The sequence below is a fragment of the Idiomarina rhizosphaerae genome (genome assembly GCF_024159085.1).
Taxonomy (GTDB): domain Bacteria; phylum Pseudomonadota; class Gammaproteobacteria; order Enterobacterales; family Alteromonadaceae; genus Idiomarina; species Idiomarina rhizosphaerae.
Window position 1 is genome coordinate 31,773 of record NZ_JAMZDE010000008.1, and the last position, 21,359, is coordinate 53,131.

The following is a 21,359-nucleotide window of genomic DNA, read 5'->3' on the forward strand; positions in this document are numbered from 1 at the left end:
ATTGAGAGCAAAAGCCTTATATTGCAAGGACTGCATAAGAGATAGGTAGTTTATGGCGTTAACACAATGTCCTTCGTGTAATAAGCGAATTTCAAGCAAAGTAAAAGAGTGCCCGCATTGCCAGTTTGTTCTGGCTGGTCAGTCTAAAGATGATATAGAACGTGAAGCCATACGGATAAAACAAGAAAAATCCGATAAGCTGGTTTCCCGTTCAATGCTCGCCTTACTGATATCGATTGCCGCTTTTACTTATTTATTCCTTCAGCAACCTATGCCTAAAACGTGGCAATACAGCGTTGCCGTTGGCTTAATGGTCGGGGGATTAGTTTGGTTTATAATCAACCGCGTGCAGCTTGTCTTTTTAAAAAAGAAAAAGCGATAAACTATGCAATTCGACGACTTAATTAAAAGTATGAATCAGGACATATACGAGCGTCTGGTTCAGGCGGTTGAAACCGGTAAATGGCCAGATGGCAATCGTTTAACTGATGAGCAACGTGAAAACTCCATTCAATTGGTTATGGCTTATCAGGCTCGATACGCCAGCACTGAGGAGGCTTTTACTATTGGTGCTAATGGCGAAATAATTACGAAAACCAAACGGCAATTAAAAGAGCAGTTCAAGACTGACTCTGGCGAACAAATTGCTCGTTTCAAACTCGACCAACAAGAAGGCGAATTATGAGCTCTCAGCCGTATTCTGACTTATTAGCCCAAAGCCGGGCCTTGACAGAAGGTGAGCCTGATTTAATTGCAAATCTTGCGAATATCTCTGCGCTACTCTATGAGTACATTGACGACATTAATTGGGTAGGTTTTTATTTGGCTCGTTCTGAAAAGGAATTGGTGTTAGGTCCTTTTCAAGGGCGTGTCGCTTGTGTTCATATTCCTTTTGGGAAGGGCGTTTGCGGCGTTGCTGCAGAAACCCAAACCTGCCAAAGAGTTGAAGACGTTCACCAATTTGCCGGACACATAGCTTGTGACTCGGCATCAAACAGTGAAGTTGTTGCACCTATAGTCGTTAATGGTAAAACCGTTGCGGTACTGGATGTCGACAGTCCGTCTGTGGGGCGTTTTAGTGAAGAAGACGCAAAAGCCATTCAGGCTATTGCTGACTACTGTCAAACTCTGAATTGGCAAGGGTTGCAGTCATAGTATGTTTGTTGAATTTGATATTCACAGTTATTTAGTAACCAAACAAGATGTTATTTTCTTTGAAGAGCATGAAGAAGAAGCCGCTGATAAAATAAATGAAATGCTGCATCTTATTAATGCATTACGAGAGGATGACGATACAACAGAGCAGCTTGAAGAAATGGTTCGCCGTACTTTGTACGACTGGATTGAAGAGCCTGCATTGCTAGATTTGTCATTTGATGAAATGGACGACTATGTTCGAAACTTAATGAAAGTTGTCCGCGAACAGGAAGAAGAATGGAATGAGTGAACCTGAAAAGCTGACGAAAAGTAAAGATGTCATTGCCTACTTGGCCGAACAGTTTCCTGACTGTTTTACTATTAAAGGCGATGCCAAACCTTTGAAAATTGGTATTTTTGAAGATTTGGCAAAACGCCTTGAGGGCGATGACAAAGTAAGTAAGACACGTTTAAGAACAGCCTTGCGTCATTACACCAATAGCTGGCGGTATCTGTACAGTGTAAAAACGGGTACTCAGCGAGTGAATTTAGATGGCGAGCAGGTTGAGGCTGTTACAGAAGAACATCAGCAGCATGCGCAAGAGACTCTAAAAGAATCTAAAGCTAAAGTTGCAGAGAAAAATAAAACAACCAACAAGGCTGCCGCTAAAAAAGCTCCGGCTAAAGATAAACCTGAAAATACAGCAAAAACTAAACCGAAAACCGCAAAAAAACCGGCCAAACCAAAAGTTAAATTGGCTGACGTGGAACTCAACAAGCTTTCTGTTGGTCAACAGGTTCAGGTAAAGGCGGGGAATACCCCCATGTCAGCAACAGTTTTAGAGCTGGACAAGGACGACGTTCAAGTTCAGTTGCAAAACGGTTTAATTATGAAAGTAAAAGCAGATAAGATTTTTCTGCGCGCTTAGGAGTAGTCAATGAAACACTGGGCTGTAAAGAAATGTGCATTGGCACTGATGTGTGTTGTTCCTGCCGCGGTTGCAATACCGCCAGAGCACAAGATCAGTGAATTACCAGAGTTAGAGCAGGAAGCTCAGCATGATACAGCCAGTGAGCGTATTGCGTCCTATTTTACCCGTTATCATTTCAGTAGTTTGACACTGAATAACGAGTTATCAGAGCAAATTCATGAGCGCTACTTTGACTTGCTCGATTACAGTAAAATGTTTCTTCTGAAAGAGGATATAGAAGCTGCCCAGGAGTATCGTCATTTATTTGATGACATGCTGAAACGGGGCGAGCTTGATGTTGCTTACGACATTTATCAGAAAAGTCTTGAACGACGTTTCCAGCGTTACGAATATGCGCTATCTATACTGGATGAAGACAAGCCCATGGATTTTTCGGTTGAGGGCGACAAGTACTATTATGATCGAGAAGATGCAGAGTGGGCGGAGTCCAAAGAGGAGTTGAATGATCTTTGGCAAAGCCGAGTTAAATACGATGCGCTTAATTTGAAACTGGCCGGTAAAGAGTGGCCTGAGATAGTTGAAACACTGGGTAAGCGTTATAACAGTGCATTAAATCGACTGACAAAATCGAAAAGCGAAGATGTTTTTCAAACGGTTATGAACGCGTTTGCCCGTTCAGTTGAGCCGCATACAAGTTACCTTTCGCCTTCCAACTCAGAGCGATTCCAGCAAAATATGAATCTCGAACTGGAAGGAATTGGCGCTGTACTTCAGTCAGAATACGATTACACAATTATTCGCAGTTTAGTTCCTGGTGGTCCTGCGGATAAAACCGATGAACTTTCTCCAGAAGATAAGATCATTGCTGTAGGCCAAGGCTCCGGCGAAGATGAAGAGGAGTTTGTTGACATCATTGGCATGCGTCTGGACGATGTTGTTGAGTTAATTAAAGGACCTAAAGGAACAACCGTTCGCTTGCAGGTTTTAAAAGCCAGCCAAGGTGCCGGCGGCACCCCAAGTGAAGTTGAAATTGTCCGAGACAAGGTCAAACTGGAGGATCGTGCAGCAAAAGCCGAAGTCAAAGAGTTCGAAGAGGGGCCTTATAAAGGTCGTCGTCTTGGTGTTATCGAAATTCCGGGGTTCTACAATAACCTAACAGCGGATGTCAAAAAGCTGATTGAGGATTTAGAAAGCCAGAAAGTAGAAGGTTTGGTGATTGATTTGCGTGGTAATGGTGGCGGTGCTTTGACCGAAGCTATTGGTTTGACCGGGCTATTTATTGATAAAGGCCCAGTAGTTCAGGTTAGTGACGGTCGCGGGCGTGTCGATGTCAGTGAAGACAAAGACGGTAAAACCTACTATGACGGACCATTGTTCGTTATGGTTGACCGTTACAGTGCTTCAGCATCTGAAATTTTTGCCGCGGCTATGCAGGACTATGAACGTGCCTTGATAATAGGTGAAAATACCTTTGGGAAAGGTACTGTGCAACAACATCGCGGACTTGCCCGGCGCTTCGATTTCTACGATAAGCCACTAGGCAGCGTTCAATATACCATTGCGAAATTCTACCGCATAGATGGTGGCAGTACGCAGTTAAGGGGTGTTCAGCCAGACGTTGTTTTCCCTTCGTTTGTTGAAGCTTCAGACTGGGGGGAAAGCAAAGAAGATAACGCGTTACCCTGGGATAAAATCGATAAGGCAAGTTATAGCCCCGTTGGTGAAATTAACAGTGCCGAAGTAAAAGATTTGCAACAGCAGTTAAATCAGAGAATTGAAGATGACCCAGAATTTTCTTACATATTTGAAGAAATAGAACGTTATAGAGAAGAGAAAGATAAAACGTGGGTCAGTCTGGTGTTAACTGAGCGCGAAAAGAAACAAGAGCAGCAAAAAGCCAAGCAACTTGAGCGAGTTAACGAACGCTTGAAACGTGCGGGCAAAGAGCCAATCGAGAACGTTGAAGATGCTCCCGAAGAATTTACCGAGGTAGATCCCTTCCTCGATCAAGCCGCTTTGGTCGCATTTGATTTTATTGATAAAAATCAACTTGCCTCGAATTAAATTGACCTTTTAAAAATACCGCCTTTACGGCGGTATTTTTTTGTGCGCTTGTCATAGACCCCAGTTTTGTGGTCATATAGCGCGTTAATGAACACAAACGATTAATAATAATGACAACAAATAATCAGGCGATATCAAGCCGATGGTCAAGTCGGTTAAGTTTTATACTGGCCTCTTCAGCAGCCGCTGTTGGTTTAGGCAATATTTGGAAGTTTCCCTACGTAATGGGCGAGAACGGAGGCGGTGCCTTTGTTCTGGTGTACCTCCTTTGTATTTTAGCCATTGGCATTCCAATTATGATGGCCGAGGTGATTATTGGTCGCCGTGGCCGACACTCACCAGGCTATGCAGCCAAATCGGTAGCTTTAGAGTCGGGTAAGCATCCCGCATGGCAAGTTGCAGGCTGGCTGGGAATGTTAACCGGTTATCTGGTGTTAAGTTTCTATGCGGTTATAGCCGGTTGGGCGCTGGCTTATGTCTTTAAAGCCGCCCAAGGGGTGTTTACCAATGCTTCAGCCGAAGCCGTAGGAAAAACCTTTGATGCTCTGCAAGCGTCGCCCGGGGAATTGATGATCTGGCACAGCTTGATTGTTATCGCTACCGTTTTAGTGGTTGGCAACGGGGTAAAAAATGGTCTGGAAAGATCAGTACGCTTCTTACTTCCCTGTATGATTGTGTTGCTGGTTTGTATTGCTCTTTATTCCGGTAGTATCGGGGATTTTTCCACAGCTGTTAGCTTTATGTTTGAACCTGACTTCAGCAAGTTGACAGTTAACGGCGTAATGGTCGCGCTAGGTCACTCGTTTTTCACTCTGGGGTTAGCTTCTGGCGTTGTGATTATGTACGGCGCTTACTTACCGCGAGAAACCTCTATAGTACAAACCAGTGTCTGGATTGCTGTTATTGATACTTTTGTCGCGCTGTTGGCGGGGCTGGCAATATTTCCTCTGGTGTTCGGTTATGGCTTAACGCCAAGTGAAGGCCCGGGTCTTATCTTTACTACGTTACCTTTAGCTTTCAGTGAGATGCCTGCCGGAGGCTTTGTTGGAACCGTATTCTTCATTATGCTGGTCATTGCGGCGTTTACCTCCGCTATCGCCATGATTGAATCATCGGTTGCCTTTGTTTCAGAAAAATTTTCCTTAAGCCGTTGGCCGGCAACCTTAATTTCTGCCGGAGTACTATGGCTTCTGGGGCAGTTGACCATCCATTCATTTGCCGGCTCCGGCTGGGCTCAGTTAGACTCCGAGTGGTTAGGTAAGCCAATTAAGTCACTCTTTGATATTATTGACGTTTTAACGTCGAGCTTCCTGTTACCGCTAGGCGGCTTGCTGCTCGCTTTATTAGCGGGCTGGGTAATGCGTTCGGAATTCACGAAAGACGAACTGGATACAAAAAAGGGCATCTTCGATGTCTGGCTACTGTGCGTTAAATATATTTCTCCAGTCGCTATCATTATTATTTTTTTACAGCTGATCGGCTTTATAAAACTTTAGGTTGAATAATTAATGAGTCATAAAACAAAAGCACCCAGTTTATTGCAGGCGCTGATTCCTTTACTTGCGCTAATCGGAATGTTGTCTTCGTCGGTTTATTTATTTGGCGAAGACTCCTCTTATGGACCCAATCAGATAGCCTTGTTAGTGGCTGCCGGTATTGCTGTCATCATCGGTTTTAAAAACGGCTTTAGCTGGGAACAAATAGAAGAGGGCATAACCGAGGGGATTTCTGTCGCCCTGGGCGCAATGTTAATCATTCTTGCCGTCGGTTCGTTAATCGGTACCTGGTTACTGTCAGGTACGGTTCCAACATTAATTTACTTTGGCCTGGAACTGTTAAATCCAAGTTTATTCTATGCGGCAAGTTGCATTATTTGTGGCGTGGTAGCGCTGTCTATCGGAAGTTCGTGGACAACCGCAGCAACCATTGGTGTGGCATTAATGGGGGTGGCTTCCGGTATGGGGTTAGAGCCTGGTATCGCCGCCGGTGCAATTGTTTCCGGAGCGTACTTCGGTGATAAAATGTCACCCTTGTCTGACACCACTAACCTGGCGCCAGCCGTTGCAGGAACTGAGTTGTTCGCTCACATCCGTTATATGGGGTATACCGCAGGGCCTGCTTTTGCTATCTCAATAGCCCTGTTCTTAATTCTTGGTCTTAACTCCGATACCAACGTTAGTTTACAGCGTCTGGAACTAATGCAGGAACAACTAAACGCGACCTTTAACGTTGGTTGGGAAATGCTGGTTCCTTTGGCGGTTTTGCTATATTTGGCCGCAACACGCAAACCCGCGCTACCCACGGTATTTTTCGGAGCCTTGCTCGGCGGCGTGTGGGCGTTAATTTTTCAACCTGAAATGGTCAGTCAAATAGCCGGAGAAGCGGGGTGGATTGCCGCGTTAAAAGTGGTTTGGTTGGCGTTATCAGATGGCGTAGCGGTGAGTACAGGCAGTGCCAATCTTGATTCATTGTTAAGCGGCGGCGGTATGTCATCAATGTTAAATACCGTCTGGCTCATTTTAAGCGCCATGACCTTTGGCGCCATTATGGAAAAAGTTGGCCTGCTGGAACGCTTTATCCGCGGCATGCTGAAGTCAGCTAAGAGTGTCGGTTCGCTGGTTACCGGAACCATTTTTACCTGTTTTGGTGCGAACGTACTAACCGCCGACCAATATATGGCGATTGTACTGCCAGGGCGTATGTTCAAAGAAGAATATGAACGTCGCAATCTGGATCCCAGAGTGCTTTCCCGTACTCTGGAAGATAGTGGTACCATCACATCGGCCCTCATTCCCTGGAATACATGCGGAGCTTATATGTTTTCAGTACTTGCGGTTAGTCCGTTCGAATATGGTATTTATGCGTTCTTTAATTACCTGACTCCGCTAATAGCCATAATTCTTGCTTATACCGGCTGGACTATCTTGTATTTGAATCCAAAAGATAAAACGGCTGAAGCCTAATTAGAGCGAACAGCCGTACGCAAGAGAGCTACTTAAGAACTAAATACAGAAGGAAGCTATGACACAGTTACCAAAGGCTAAATATCGTAAAGATTATCAAGAACCTGAATTCACAATAACGGATGTCGATTTAACTTTTAATCTTCATCCAACCGAAACTCGGGTAACGAGCGTCTTAAAAGTTGTACGACAAGGCGATCATGCAGAGCCTTTGGTACTCGACGGGGAACAACTCACCTTATTGAGCTTGAAAGTCGATGGTGAAGACGTTGCTGAGGATGCATATCAATGCAATGAGCACAGTCTGATACTCAATACTTCGCTCAAGTCGTTTACCCTTGAAATTGAAAATAGCGTTAACCCAACGGCTAATGAGGCGCTTGAAGGGCTGTACCTGGCTGAAAACACCTTCTGTACGCAGTGCGAAGCAGAAGGCTTTAGGCGCATCACTTATTACCCCGACCGGCCTGATGTTCTGGCAAAATTTACAACCACAATTATTGCCGATAAGGCAGAGTTTCCATACTTATTATCAAATGGTAACCGCATAAAACAGCTGGATCTTGATAACGGAAAGCACATGGCAACCTGGCAGGACCCTTTTCCTAAGCCTTGTTATCTGTTTGCTCTTGTCGCGGGTAATTTCGATGTATTACGTGACGAATTTACTACCAGGGAAGGGCGTACCGTCGATTTAGAGCTCTTTGTCGATAAAGGCAACCTGGACAGAGCTGACCACGCCATGTTGTCGCTTAAGAACGCGATGAAGTGGGACGAGGAGCGTTTCGACCTGGTTTACGATCTGGATATTTATATGATTGTAGCCGTCGACTTCTTCAATATGGGCGCCATGGAAAACAAAGGGCTGAACGTTTTCAATGCGAAGTACGTTTTAGCTAATCCCGCGACGGCAACCGATCAGGACTTTCTCAACGTTGAGTCCGTTATTGGTCACGAATACTTCCACAACTGGACAGGCAACCGCGTGACCTGCCGTGACTGGTTCCAATTGAGCTTAAAAGAAGGACTGACTGTTTTTCGCGATCAGGAGTTCAGTTCAGATCTTGGCTCCAGAGCTGTAAACCGCATTCAGGATGTCCGGGTTATTCGCAGCCACCAGTTCGCTGAAGATGCCGGGCCCATGGCGCATCCGATTCGACCGGATAAAGTGGTTCAAATGAATAACTTTTATACGGTGACGGTCTATAACAAAGGCGCTGAAGTTATTCGGATGATCCATACTTTATTGGGAGAGTCGGGTTTTCAGAAAGGCATGAAGCTTTATTTTGAGCGTCATGATGGTAAGGCTGTAACCTGTGAAGATTTCGTTCAGGCCATGGAAGACGCAAATGGCGAAGACTTCAGTCGGTTCCGTCATTGGTACTCGCAGGCAGGAACACCGGTTGTAACCGCGGAGCAGTCTTACGATAAAGATGCGAAGCGACTGACTTTGGTGCTCAAACAGGAAACCGCGTCTACCCCCGGACAAGAGCAAAAGGCACCTTTTCATATTCCGGTTAAATGGTCAGCCTATAGCGAACAGGGCGAAGAACTGTCATTAAGTGATAATAACTTATTGCACTTAAAAGAGAATGAAACGACTTTTACCTTTGATAATGTTGCCGAGAAACCCATTTTATCTTTATTCGATAATTTCTCTGCTCCAGTTAAAGTGAAGCGCACCATAAGCGATGACGAGTTACGGGTACTGCTGGCTCATAGCAAAGATGACTTTAGTCGGTGGGATGCGGCACAGTCGTTGTTTACCCGAATGATTGAAAAGGGAATTAATGATAATTCTGCTATCGAATTATCAGCACAAACTACTGATGCATGTCGGAACCTGCTTCAGGCCAATACAGATCCGGCACTAAAAGCTCTGGCCTTAACACTGCCTTCAGCCTCAACGATTGCTGATAATTATGAAACCATTCCGGTAGAAGCAATTAATACTCAGTTAAAATCACTGAAAACACAACTGGCAGTTGCGCTGGAGAATGATTTCAGCCAGCTTCTGAGTTCGTGTAAGTCAGAAAAAGCCTACCAGTTAGTGGGTGATGAAATAGCCAAACGGCAGCTGAAACAGGTTTGCTTGAGTTACTTAGCCGAGCTAGGTGACGTTGCGACCGATAAGTTGACAGAACAGTTTGACCAGGCCGATAACCTGACTGATCAACTGGGTGCAATGCAGGCCGGAGTGTGGGCCAATCATTCTGCAGCCGAGTCTTTACTTAATAAGTTTGAGCAGCAATGGCGTGGCGAAAAACTGGTAATGGACAAGTGGTTCAGCACTCAGGCTCTTGCTAATAACGAAGCTACGGTGGAGCGCGTTAAAGATTTAATGACGCACCCCGACTTTTCGTTAAAAAACCCAAACCGGGTGTATTCACTGCTTGCCGCGTTCACTCAGAATCAACCTCAGTTTCATAAAGCTGACGGGGCAGGGTATGAACTGATAGGCTCAGTCATTCAACAATTGAATACCAGTAACCCTCAGGTTGCTTCAAGACTGCTATCTGCTTTTGTCAGTTGGCGCCGGTACGATGAGAATCGCCAGCAATTAATGCACAATCAGCTTGAATCTTTACGTCAATTGCCAAACCTGGCCAGTGACTTATTTGAAAAAATAGAAAGTTGTCTAACTGAATAATTATTTAAAGGTATTAAGAAACGGTGATAATTGAGTATGTTTTTAACCTAAGTATGAGCTATCAGGAGTTTTGTGATGTTTATTACAGCAAGGGTTATCAACAAATTGTAGTAACGACCGTTAACGGCACGCGGGTAGCATTGCCCGCGGGGCGTTTAATCCCTTTTATCGATAATCAGGGAGTGCGCGGACGCTTCCTTTTACAGGTTGATGAGCAGCAAAAGTTCGTGGGATTAAAACGACTGGCTTAGAGTCCATTCATTTAAACTAAATAGTTATATTATTTTACTTACCATATCTGGTCTAAACACCTGTTTTTAGCGCGAATAAGCGTTGAAACCCCAGCGTAAATGTTCGACAATAACATCAATCATATATTCTCTGGCCGTGGGCCGCATTTGGGCTTGCCTACGACGTTTCACCAACAACCTCAAGGACTCTGCAATTATGTCGTTGGTCGATAGTCAATCTCCGGTTTTACTGGAAAAAGTCGTTGAATTGATAAATAAGAAAGTTCCCGCCTCTCAAGCGCACTTAGTAGCAGATTTTGCCAAGCGCTTATATCGCAATATTGCCAGTGATGATTTAACTAACCGCCACGATAGTGATATGTACGGTGCGGTTTTGGGTTTATGGCACAGCTTTAATGAGTATAAGCCCGGTGATAAAGCACTGATAAAAGTATATAACCCGGAAGTTCCTACGGACGGCTGGGAATCTCCTCATACCATTATCGAAATTATTCAAAATGATATGCCGTTTATGGTCGACTCAGTGCGAATGGCGCTAGCTCGTCTGGGCATTACATCGCATTTATTACTGCATATGCCGTTGAGTCATAAGCGGGATAAAAACAGCCAGGTTACCGAACTACAGAAACCGGGCACCCGTAGCGATGATAATTATGTCGACACGGTTTTTCTTATTGAAATAGACCGCCAAACCAGCAAAGAAGAAATAAAAACGTTAAAAACTGAGTTGGTGTCGGTAATGGAAGAAATCAGTCTTGCGGTCGAAGACTGGCAGGCTATGCGCCAACGTCTGCAGGCGGTTTCAGAGCAACTGGATCAAGAGTTTTATCCGGGCTCAAAAAAAGAAAAGAAAGAAATTAAGCAATTTTTGCAGTGGCTGGCCAACGATAACTTCACGTTAACCGGTTACCGTTCCTATGAGCTAACTCCGGTGAAAGGGGACTACGAACTCAAACAGGTTAAAGACTCCAGTCTGGGGTTAATGAAAAACTCCGTTAGTGATAAAGGACGTTTGGTTTCCAGCTTACCGGAAGATGCGCGCGAAATAACGCACAACGAACGTCTGTTGCTGTTGACCAAAACCAACTCAAAATCGCGGGTTCATCGTCCGGCGTACTCCGACTACATTGGCGTTAAACGCTTTAATGAAGATGGCGAAGTCATAGGCGAAGACCGTTTTATTGGTTTGTATTCGGCAAACTTCTATAACAACAGTGCACGTGATATCCCGTTGGTGAGTGAGAAAATATCGCGCGTATTAGACATGTCAGGCTTTGCTCCGCAGTCTCACGCGGCTAAAGCACTGTTGAATATTTTAGAGACCTATCCGCGTGATGAAATTGTGCAGGCAGAAGAAGACGATCTGCTAACTGTGGGTCTGGGTGTGTTGCAAATGCAAGAACGCGATATGACCCGCGCTTTTCTGCGCCGTGATATTTTCGGCCGTTTTATGTCGTGCATGGTTTATGTGCCAAAAGAGCGCTACAACACCTTGTTACGTCAACGTACTCAAAGTGTGTTGGCTCGTACATTGAAAACCGAATACGACGTCGACTTTACCACCTATTTTTCAGAGTCTTCGTTAGCAAGAACACATTATACCGTGCGTTTGAGCGAAGACCATCAGGATGTGAACGTGAAAGAATTAGAACAGAACTTAATTGAAGCGGCCCGCACGTGGGAAGACAACTTCGAACGTATTTTGCAGTCCACTTTCGGCGAAGCAAATGCCACCCGTTTAAATAAACGATACGCCACGGCATTTCCCCGTGCGTATAAAGAAGACGTTTTACCATCAGTGGCAATTTCAGACATAAAACAACTGGAATCGCTAAACGACGAACATAAGCTGGGTATGGTGTTATACCGTGCTCAGGAAGAAAAAGACGACAGTAAGCATCTGCATTTGAAGTTGTTCCATAAAGATGAACCGATTCATCTGTCTGACGTATTGCCGATGCTCGAGAACTTCGGGTTACGAGTTATTGGCGAAAGCCCTTACCAGATTAAAACGGGCGACGGTGATGTCTACTGGGTTCTTGATTTCCACATGCTTCACACGGCAGGTTCGTTGAATCTTGAAGAGAGTCGTGAAACCTTCCAGGAAGCCTTTGCGTTAGTCTGGAACGGTAAACTGGAAGACGATGGCTTTAACCGCCTGGTACTAGGTGCCGGCATGAACGGCCGTCAGGCAACTATTTTGCGTATGTTTGCGAAGTATATGCGCCAAATTGGTACCACATTCAGCCAAAGCTACATAGAGAGTACGTTCAGTAAGTATCCTCTACTGGCCAAGCTGGTTGTGAAAATGTTTTACAGCAAATTTGAACCGGGTACAAAAGGTGTCGAGAAAAAGCTCGAAGCCCTTCATACCCGCATTAATACCGAGCTGGATAACGTTGCCAACCTCGACGACGACCGTATTATTCGTCGTTATGTCGAACTGATTGATGCGGCTTTACGTACCAACTTCTTCCAGGAAGACGAGCAGGGCAACGACAAACCTTATATTTCGGTTAAGTTCTTGCCTGAACTGGTACCGGAAATGCCGTTACCGTTACCTAAGTTTGAAATTTTTGTTTACTCACCGAGAGTCGAAGGTGTGCATCTTCGTGGCGGCAAAGTGGCCCGTGGCGGCTTGCGCTGGTCAGACCGTCGTGAAGACTTCCGTACAGAAGTACTTGGTCTGGTAAAAGCTCAGCAAGTGAAGAACACCGTTATTGTACCTGTGGGTGCAAAAGGCGGCTTTATTTGTAAAGCCTTACCGGAAGACAGAGAAGGCATGATGGCCGAGGGTAAAGAGTGCTATAAAACCTTTATCCGTGCGTTACTGGATATTACCGATAACATTGTTGAAGGCGAAATTGTTCCGCCGGAAAGTGTTGTTCGTCGCGACGAAGACGACCCATACCTGGTTGTTGCCGCCGATAAAGGTACTGCAACTTTCTCTGATATCGCTAACGGTATTTCAGCTGAATATAACTTCTGGTTGGGTGATGCCTTTGCATCGGGCGGCTCCGTTGGCTATGACCACAAGAAAATGGGTATTACCGCTCGTGGTGCCTGGGAATCAGTTAAACGCCATTTCCGCGAAATGGGTATCGATTGTCAAACCACCGACTTTACCTGTGTTGGTATTGGTGACATGGGCGGCGATGTGTTTGGTAACGGCATGCTACTGTCCAAGCATACGCGCTTACAAGCGGCATTTAACCACTTGCATATCTTTATTGACCCGGAACCAGACGCTGCGAAATCCTGGGAAGAGCGTGATCGTTTATTCAAAATGCCTCGTTCAAGCTGGGATGATTACAACCGCGAACTGATTTCAAAAGGTGGTGGTATTTTCTCAAGAAGTGCAAAAGCTATTGAGCTAACACCTGAAATTAAGAAAATGCTGGGTACCCAGAAAAAATCAATGACCCCGAATGATTTGATCAAAGCCTGCTTAACTATGGAAGTTGATCTTATCTGGAATGGTGGTATCGGTACTTACGTTAAAGGCAAAGCCGAAACCGACAGCGATGTTGGTGACCGCGCTAACGATGCCTTGCGCGTGAATGGTCGTGAACTGAACGCAAAAATTATCGGTGAGGGCGGCAACTTAGGCTTTACCCAGTTAGGGCGTATTGAATTTGCGCAAAATGGTGGGCGAGTCAACACCGACTTTGTCGATAACGTGGGTGGCGTGGACTGCTCAGATAACGAAGTTAATATTAAAATCTTACTTAACGGTTTAGTTAACAGCGGCGATCTGACGAAGAAGCAACGCGATAAACTGCTTTACGATATGACCGATGATGTCGCGAAAATTGTACTGGATGACTGTAACAGACAGACACAGTCAATTTCGGTAACAGCATTGCGTGGCACCGATCAAGTTAAAGAATACACTCGGTTTATTCATCACCTAGAGCGCGAGCATTCGTTGAATCGTCAGCTTGAGTTTTTGCCAGATGATGATGAATTAGTTGAGCGTCAGGCAACGAACCAGGGCTTAACACGTCCGGAACTGTCAATTATTACAGCTTACGGAAAGATGGTTCTTAAAGAGCAGCTGATAACGGATGAAATTACGGAAGACCCGTACCACATGCGTGAACTTTTTGACTCTTTCCCGGAGGCTTTACGTGAGCGTTTTGCTGACAGCATGGTATCTCATCCGCTGAAAGGTCAGATTATTGCAACTAAGCTTGCCAATAATATCGTTAACGATATGGGGCCAAACTTTGTTTTCCGCAAGCAGGAGGCAACCGGCTCGACAGTTGCTGAAATTGCTTCTGCTTATGTGGTAGCCCGCGAGTGTTTTAAAGTTGAAGAACTGTGGGGACAGATTGAAGCGCTGAATAATAAAGTGCCTGCAGAAGTTCAGAATGAGGTTTTATTCCAGCTTCGTCGTATGGTTCGCCGCGCAACTCGTTGGTTCTTGCGTCACCGCAACCCAGCGCTGAGTGGCATTCAGGAACACTTAGATTTCTACATGGGTGCATTTGACGACTTACGCGAGAACAGCCTCAAGTATATGGTTGAAGATGAAGCTAAAGTCATTGAAGAAACGATAGAGAAGTACAAAGAACATGGCTTCCCGGCCAAGTTGGCCAAACAAGTTGCAAGCCTGAGCACGGTATTTTCTGCCATGGATCTTGCTGAAGTTGCTAATGAAACAGGACAGTCGTTCAAGACGGTTGGTACGCTTTACTTCCGCCTGGGTGCGGAAATAAACTTACATTGGTTCTTAATACAAATTAATAACCAACCTGTGGCGAACCACTGGCAAGCCCTTGCAAGAGCGGCATTCCGCGAAGAGCTCGACTGGCAGCAACGTTCGTTAACTCAAGTTGTACTGCGTTCAACACCAGACGTGAGCGACCCGGAGAAGATGATCAGCGAGTGGATAGAGCAAAACGAAGTACTGTTATCGCGCTGGCAGCAAATGCTATCCGATTTCCGTACAACGAAGAGCCACGAGTTTGCTAAGTTCTCGGTTGCTTTGCGCGAGCTTATGCTGTTAAGCCACAACTGTGCACCTAAAGTGATCAGTTAATGTACAACCTTATAAAGCCATTGTTGTTCCGTCAGGATCCTGAGAAAACGCACGAATTAATGCTCGGGATCCTGAGTAAATGGCATCGCACACCGTTGTCGCTGTTCTGGAAACAAAACGTACCCAGCAAACCGGTCCGGGTTATGGGAATTGATTTCCCTAACCCGGTCGGTTTAGCCGCGGGGCTTGATAAAAATGCCGAGTGTATAGACGCATTTTCTCAGATGGGTTTTGGCTTTATTGAAGTGGGTACAGTGACACCTGTAGCTCAGCCGGGTAATGATAAGCCTCGTTTATTCCGCTTGACCGAAGACGAAGCAATTATTAACCGCATGGGTTTTAATAACCATGGGGTTGATGAGCTTGTTAAAAATGTCAAAGCGTCTTCTTATAAAGGTGTGTTAGGCATTAATATCGGTAAAAACAAAAACACGCCGGAAGAGCAGGCCATTGATGACTACCTTGCCTGTCTGAATAAGGTTTATCCTTACGCAGACTACGTCACGATTAACATTTCGTCTCCTAATACTCCGGGTTTAAGAAACCTTCAGCACGGCTCCAGTCTTGATGGCTTATTGTCCAGCCTTAAAACGGCTCAGCTGACTTTGGCAAAAGAGCATGATCGCTACGTGCCGCTGGTGGTTAAAATAGCTCCGGATCTTGAAGATCATGAAGTTGAAGTCATGGCGCAGTCATTGTTAAAAAATGAAATGGACGGCGTAATAGCAACCAATACAACTTTGTCGCGTGACGGATTGCAAAGCAGTCAGGCCGGCGAAGCAGGGGGCTTAAGTGGTAAACCACTTCAGGATAAAAGTACTCGAGTGATAGAGCTGTTGTGTAAAACTTTGCAAAGAAAAATACCGATAATTGGCGTTGGTGGTATCGATTCAGTTGAGTCAGCAGAGGCCAAACTCAAGGCTGGAGCGAGCCTGGTGCAAGTTTACACTGGGTTTATCTATCAAGGCTCAGGGCTAATTCGCTCAATTGTTAGTCACTTGTAATGCTTAAGTGACTTTAGTATCTTATCGCAAAGCTTAAATTCTTCTAATAATAAAGGCTAACATCGTGGAATCGGAATCCCATTGGTTATGGTTATTCAATACAGAAAGCGGCAAGCTTAGCGTTAAGCTAAGTGATACCGACGTATTTGATACGCCTTACAAACCGAGTCAGCTAGTCAATATTCACTTTAATGAACAAATGATGGATATTGAAGACGCGACAAACTTCCAGAACGTTAGTGAAACATTAGAGGCTTACCCTGCCGATAAAATGCCTTGCGCACCGCAAAATGCTGCTCTTAATGCAACTGCCTGGTGTCGCTTTGGTCGTCCTCAAATGCCACAAAGTTGGCATTTTCAAAAATCTGATATTAGTGAATGGCCGGTAGAGCGGCGTTTATGCGAATTGAACTCAGGTTTTGATCAGGGGCTGTTCTTAATTCTTGATACCGATGATGAATTTGCGACTTGCTTACTATTAAGTGAGGGCATGCAGCTTTCTGCGATTAAATCGCTGCGTCAGTACCATGTCATTAAGGTCACCTTAAACCGCTTGTTACCAGCAACAGTTGATTTAGCTTTGTCAGCTCAGTCTAACTGGGGACAACAACTGGCGTAATTGCTTTAAGTGTAAAGCTTAAGATTTAAGTGTATTTTCAGGCTTATTTGGGTAATTTACTCAAAGAAAGAGTGCTTAGCAGGAAGGTATTACTGAATTCTAGTTCCGGACGTTGGTTGCGGGGGCAGGATTTGAACCTACGACCTTCGGGTTATGAGCCCGACGAGCTACCAGACTGCTCCACCCCGCGTCCGATTGAGAGCGCATAGTATAGTCATAATTCGTGCCGCGCAAGCTTTATTTAAACCAACCGCATAGTATTTATACAAATACGGTTTAACTGCTGTTTTATTAGCCATTCTCTTTGTAATTCCCTTATTTCAGCTGGAATTACAGACAGCCACTGAGCTCTCCGTTATAATTGTTCCCTTAATTTTTTAGGCGAAGTTTCTATGTATCGTTTTTTTATTGCGTGCTCCAAAGGTCTTGAAGGGCTTTTGTTTGATGAGTTGCAAGAGTTCAATTTAAGTCATGTTAAGCAAACCCTTGCGGGCTGCTATATTGAGGCCGATTTACAGCAGGCTTATACCGTGGCTATGTGGTCCAGGTTAGCAAGCCGTATGCTGCTTCAGCTCGGTGAAAAAGAGATAACCAGTCTGGATGATATAAAGCAGGCGCTGACTGAGTTTTCATGGAGTGATGTATTCGATGCCAAAAGAACCTTTGTTGTCGATTTTTCCGGTGGTAATGACGATATTCGTCATACCCAGTTTGGCGCGCAATTAGTAAAAGACTGCATTGTCGACAACTTCCGCGATAGCGGATTTGAACGCCCCAGTATCGATAAGCAGGATCCCGACATTCGTATTGCCGTGCGAGTACATAAAGACAAGCTCACCTGGTCTTTAGACTTTACCGGTGATGGTATGCACAAAAGGGGATATCGCTTGCAGCAGGGCGAAGCACCGCTACGGGAGACCTTAGCTGCCGCCATATTGGTCCGCGCAGGCATCAAAAACGAATTGGAAAAAGACGAACCGGTTATTTTTGACCCATTTTGTGGCTCGGGTACCTTAGTCATTGAAGCCGCCATGATGGCAATGGATCACGCGCCAGGCTTGAGCCGCGCGCATTGGGGCTTTTTGTTTTGGCATGAACATTCGCCGCAATTATGGCACGACGTGCTAGAGCAGGCTGAGCAGCGCTTTAAAGAGGGTAAGAAAAACTTTAAAGGTCAGTTGAAAGGCTCTGACAACAACCCGCACCTGGTGGCTAAAGCCAAAGATAACGCCAGGCGTGTGCTATTGCATGAAGTTATAGAGTTTGAAGTTGCGGATGCAACAAACTGCGAAGCACCGGCGGAAAGTGGCCTGTTAGTCTGTAATCCTCCTTACGGTGAACGTCTGGGTGAGGCCGTTGAAACTTTGCTGTTGTATCGTCGTTTTGGCCGTCAATTAAAAGACACTTTCCACAATTGGCATATAGCGGTACTGGCGGGAGACGAGCAGCTACTAAAACGCTTGAAACTGCGCAGCCATAAGAAATACCCGCTGTTAAACGGTGCAATTCCAGTTAATTTGGCACTTTACGACTTAACTAAAGAGCAACCTGACTTCGCAGAGAGTCAAGCTGATGACCTGGTTAACAGGGTTAAAAAGAATTACGCGAAATTAAGCAAGTGGGCAAATAAAGAAGGACTGGATTGCTGGCGTGTTTATGATGCCGACATTCCTGAGTACAACGCCGCTATCGATATTTACCAGGATTACGTGGTTGTACAGGAATACGCAGCTCCAAAAGACATTCCTGAAGGCGTTGCCAATGACCGTTTGTGGTTCATGCTCGAGTCTTTGAGTTCAGCCTTACCGGTGTCAGAAGATAAAATTATTCTAAAACGCCGCCAGCGCCAAAGCGGTAAGCAGCAATACGAAAAGCAATCGCAGGACAGCACGGTGTTAACGGTTAATGAATACGGCGCCAAGTTCGAGGTGAATTTAACTGATTACCTTGATACCGGCTTATTTATGGACCACAGATTGGTACGTAAAGAGCTACTGGATAAATGCGAAGAATTGGATGTGCTGAATTTATTCGCCTATACCTGCACAGCCTCTGTTCAGGCTGCCAGAGCCGGAGCCGCACGAGTAGTTTCTGTTGATATGTCGAAAACTTACCTGAAGTGGGGCGAGCGTAACTTTGCCTTAAACCGCTTACGGGGCGACTACCAGTTTATTCAGGCTGACTGCTTTAGCTGGATGCGGGAACAACGTGGCAAACAACTGTTCGACGTTATTTTCCTTGATCCGCCCACCTTTAGTAACTCAAAACGGATGAGCGGAACTCTGGACATACAGCGTGACCACGTTGGTTTGATAAAAACCGCCACGGGAATGTTGAAAGAGGATGGCGTGATTTTATTTTCTAACAATAGAAAGAAATTCCGCATCGACACCGAAGGCCTGGATAAAGCCGGTCTTGAAGTAAATGATCAGACCCAGGCCTCAATACCCGAGGACTTCAAACGCCATAAAGGTATTCATCATTATTATATTATTTCACGGGCTTAATTAATGTCTGCGTTTTATTTGCTTACGAAACCAAACTGTCCGCTTTGTACTCAGGCTATTCAGTTACTGCATTCGCTTGACCTGGAAGAGCCGGTTGAACTTGGAGTAGTTGACATTGCCGAACAGCAGGAGCTGCAAGAAGAGTATGGCTGGTTAGTACCAGTATTTATTCGGGGAAAAGACGACGCAGAGTTGCGTTGGCCTTTCGATGCTAATCAATTGCTGGAGTTTGTAGAGCAATGAGTTTATTACGTGTACAGGATGCACACCTGGCCTTTGGCGCTGATGCCATTTTAGACGGTGTTGATTTTACCATTGAAGCCGGTGAAAGAGTTTGCTTAGTCGGCCGCAACGGTGCGGGTAAGTCGACTTTCTTAAAAGCCATAGATAATGAAGTGGTTTTAGATTCAGGACAAATACAGTGGGTGGGTGATACTAAAGTCACTCGTTTGCCACAGGATCCGCCCAAGCAGTCCGAGCAGAGAGTATTTGACTACGTAGCAGAAGCTCTTGCTGAATCGGGCAAGGCGTTGGCTCGTTATCATGAATTGTCTGCAAGTCTTACCGACTCGCCCAGCAGCGCAACGCTTGACGAAATGGACAAACTGCAGAATCAACTGGATACCATTAACGGCTGGCAAGTGAATACCCGTATTGAGCAGGTTTTAACCCAGCTGCAATTACCCGCAGATGAAACCATGGCAGCACTTTCCGGCGGTTGGTTGCGTCGCGTGGCGCTTGCTCGAGCTCTGGTTGTTGATCCGGACATTTTACTGTTAGACGAACCGACCAACCACTTGGATATTGAAATGGTGCGTTGGTTAGAAGAGCAAGTCGTCAACTTTTCCGGCGCCGTGTTATTTATTAGTCACGACCGGGCATTTATCCGTCGTTTGGCCACACGAATTATTGATTTAGACCGCGGACATTTAACCAGTTACCCAGGCAGCTACGATACCTACTTGCAGAAAAAGCAGGAAGCACTGGAAGTTGAAGCAAGCCATAACGCCGAATTCGATAAAAAGCTGGCAGCTGAAGAGACCTGGATACGCCAGGGCGTTAAAGCGCGTCGTACTCGTAACGAAGGGCGGGTACGCGCATTGCAGGATTTACGTAAGCAACGTCAGCAAAGACGCGAACTTCAGGGTAAGGCAAATCTGGCAGTGAACGAGTCTTCACGTTCCGGTAAGAAAGTCTTTGAAGGCGAAAATATGGCTTTACGCTTCGGTGACAAGCCCATTATTAACGACCTGGATCTCTTGTTGATGCGTGGCGACAAAGTGGCCTTTGTCGGACCTAATGGTTGCGGTAAGAGTACGCTGATTAAAGTTATTCTCGGTATGCAGGAAGTGGACAGTGGTAAGGTTCAGCTAGGCACTAATCTGGAAGTCGCTTACTTTGATCAACACCGGGCGCAGCTGGACCCTGAACAAACCGTTATGGACAACGTTGGTGACGGCAAGCAGGACATAGAGTTTCAGGGGCGTAGCCGCCATATTCTAAGCTATTTGCAGGACTTCCTGTTTTCACCAAAACAGTCACGAACCCCCGTTCGCGCGCTTTCCGGCGGTGAAAGGAACCGGGCGTTGTTAGCGAAAATACTGCTTAAACCCAGTAATATTCTGGTACTGGATGAACCAACCAACGATCTTGATATTGAAACCTTAGAGTTGCTTGAACAAATTGTTGCGAATTATCAGGGCACGGTTCTATTGGTCAGTCACGACAGGGAATTTGTCGATAATACGGCGACCAGTGTGCTGTATTTTGAAGGTGAGGGTGTTATTACGGAAATTATTGGTGGTTTTACCGAGTTAAACCACTATTTAGCGGCAAAAGCTGAAAATTCATTTCATAGCAATGGAACCAAAGCGGCAGCTAAAGAGTCTGACAGCAACAAAAGTTCGCAAAATAAAGGAAAAACCGCAGACAAAGGTTCAGACAAACCGCGGAAGAAGTTATCCTATAAATTGCAACGCGAATTAGAGCAGTTACCCAAAGTTATTGCAGAAAAAGAAGCAAAACTTGAAGAATTACAACAGTTAATGAATGAACCGGGGTTCTTCGAACAGCCATTAGAAAAAACCGAACCAGTAATGACTCAAATTGCCGAAATTGAAGGGCAGTTGATGCAGGATCTGGAGCGCTGGGAAGAACTGGAAAACTTATCAGAACAGAGTAGTTAGTT

General features: G+C 45.3%; 16 protein-coding genes and 1 tRNA gene. 16 read left to right on the forward strand and 1 reads right to left on the reverse strand.

Features of this window, described 5'->3' with window-relative positions:
* Positions 1 to 52 precede the first annotated feature (52 nt).
* The 13 genes from NJR55_RS10505 (at position 53) to NJR55_RS10565 (ending at position 16,664) form a co-directional block, all read left to right on the forward strand.
* A complete protein-coding gene (locus NJR55_RS10505) occupies positions 53 to 382 on the forward strand; it encodes an eL43 family ribosomal protein (RefSeq protein WP_011234515.1) in 330 nt (109 codons plus the stop codon).
* Positions 383 to 385: 3 nt separating this feature from the next.
* Positions 386 to 685 carry a YeaC family protein gene (locus NJR55_RS10510; RefSeq protein ID WP_034820849.1) on the forward strand — a complete coding sequence of 100 codons (300 nt, stop codon included), beginning with the start codon at positions 386 to 388 and terminating at the stop codon, positions 683 to 685.
* Positions 682 to 1,155 carry a GAF domain-containing protein gene (locus NJR55_RS10515; RefSeq protein WP_253619900.1) on the forward strand — a complete coding sequence of 158 codons (474 nt, stop codon included), beginning with the start codon at positions 682 to 684 and terminating at the stop codon, positions 1,153 to 1,155. The genes NJR55_RS10510 and NJR55_RS10515 overlap by 4 nt, the downstream gene beginning before the upstream one ends.
* Position 1,156: 1 nt before the next feature.
* On the forward strand, positions 1,157 to 1,447 hold the full coding sequence (locus NJR55_RS10520; protein ID WP_011234518.1) for a hypothetical protein: 291 nt from the start codon (positions 1,157 to 1,159) through the stop codon (positions 1,445 to 1,447).
* On the forward strand, positions 1,440 to 2,066 hold the full coding sequence (proQ, locus tag NJR55_RS10525; RefSeq protein WP_253619901.1) for an RNA chaperone ProQ: 627 nt from the start codon (positions 1,440 to 1,442) through the stop codon (positions 2,064 to 2,066). The genes NJR55_RS10520 and proQ overlap by 8 nt, the downstream gene beginning before the upstream one ends.
* A 9-nt stretch (positions 2,067 to 2,075) precedes the next feature.
* Complete coding sequence (prc, locus tag NJR55_RS10530; protein ID WP_253619902.1) at positions 2,076 to 4,133, forward strand: carboxy terminal-processing peptidase; 2,058 nt, start codon at positions 2,076 to 2,078, stop codon at positions 4,131 to 4,133.
* A gap of 110 nt (positions 4,134 to 4,243) precedes the next feature.
* Positions 4,244 to 5,629: a sodium-dependent transporter gene (locus NJR55_RS10535; protein ID WP_253619903.1), complete on the forward strand. Its 1,386-nt coding sequence runs from the start codon at positions 4,244 to 4,246 to the stop codon at positions 5,627 to 5,629.
* Between the two features lie 12 nt (positions 5,630 to 5,641).
* Complete coding sequence (nhaC, locus tag NJR55_RS10540) at positions 5,642 to 7,096, forward strand: Na+/H+ antiporter NhaC (protein ID WP_253619904.1); 1,455 nt, start codon at positions 5,642 to 5,644, stop codon at positions 7,094 to 7,096.
* A gap of 58 nt (positions 7,097 to 7,154) precedes the next feature.
* The gene (gene pepN / locus NJR55_RS10545; protein ID WP_253619905.1) at positions 7,155 to 9,746 is read left to right on the forward strand and encodes an aminopeptidase N; all 2,592 of its coding nucleotides are present in this window, start codon (positions 7,155 to 7,157) and stop codon (positions 9,744 to 9,746) included.
* 23 nt (positions 9,747 to 9,769) lie between these two features.
* Positions 9,770 to 9,997: a DUF2835 domain-containing protein gene (locus NJR55_RS10550; protein WP_338034535.1), complete on the forward strand. Its 228-nt coding sequence runs from the start codon at positions 9,770 to 9,772 to the stop codon at positions 9,995 to 9,997.
* A gap of 196 nt (positions 9,998 to 10,193) precedes the next feature.
* Entirely contained in the window at positions 10,194 to 15,041 is a 4,848-nt protein-coding gene (locus NJR55_RS10555) for an NAD-glutamate dehydrogenase (RefSeq protein WP_253619907.1), read from the forward strand.
* The gene (pyrD, locus tag NJR55_RS10560; protein ID WP_253619908.1) at positions 15,041 to 16,045 is read left to right on the forward strand and encodes a quinone-dependent dihydroorotate dehydrogenase; all 1,005 of its coding nucleotides are present in this window, start codon (positions 15,041 to 15,043) and stop codon (positions 16,043 to 16,045) included. Before NJR55_RS10555 ends, pyrD begins: the two co-directional genes overlap by 1 nt.
* 64 nt (positions 16,046 to 16,109) lie before the next feature.
* Positions 16,110 to 16,664, forward strand: a complete 555-nt coding sequence (locus tag NJR55_RS10565) for a cell division protein ZapC domain-containing protein (protein ID WP_253619909.1) — start codon at positions 16,110 to 16,112, stop codon at positions 16,662 to 16,664.
* A gap of 113 nt (positions 16,665 to 16,777) precedes the next feature.
* Here NJR55_RS10565 and NJR55_RS10570 read toward each other — a convergent pair.
* A tRNA-Met gene (locus NJR55_RS10570) sits at positions 16,778 to 16,854 on the reverse strand.
* Between the two features lie 202 nt (positions 16,855 to 17,056).
* On the opposite strand from NJR55_RS10570, the gene rlmKL reads away from it, so the two are divergent.
* From rlmKL to uup, 3 genes are read left to right on the forward strand one after another with little or no spacing between them, the layout of a single operon-like run.
* Positions 17,057 to 19,171, forward strand: coding sequence for a bifunctional 23S rRNA (guanine(2069)-N(7))-methyltransferase RlmK/23S rRNA (guanine(2445)-N(2))-methyltransferase RlmL (rlmKL, locus tag NJR55_RS10575; RefSeq protein ID WP_253619910.1), 2,115 nt, complete (start codon positions 17,057 to 17,059; stop codon positions 19,169 to 19,171).
* Positions 19,172 to 19,174: 3 nt separating this feature from the next.
* The gene (locus tag NJR55_RS10580; RefSeq protein ID WP_011234529.1) at positions 19,175 to 19,414 is read left to right on the forward strand and encodes a glutaredoxin family protein; all 240 of its coding nucleotides are present in this window, start codon (positions 19,175 to 19,177) and stop codon (positions 19,412 to 19,414) included.
* A complete protein-coding gene (gene uup / locus NJR55_RS10585; RefSeq protein WP_253619911.1) occupies positions 19,411 to 21,357 on the forward strand; it encodes an ATP-binding cassette ATPase Uup in 1,947 nt (648 codons plus the stop codon). Before NJR55_RS10580 ends, uup begins: the two co-directional genes overlap by 4 nt.
* The last annotated feature ends 2 nt before the right edge of the window (positions 21,358 to 21,359 follow it).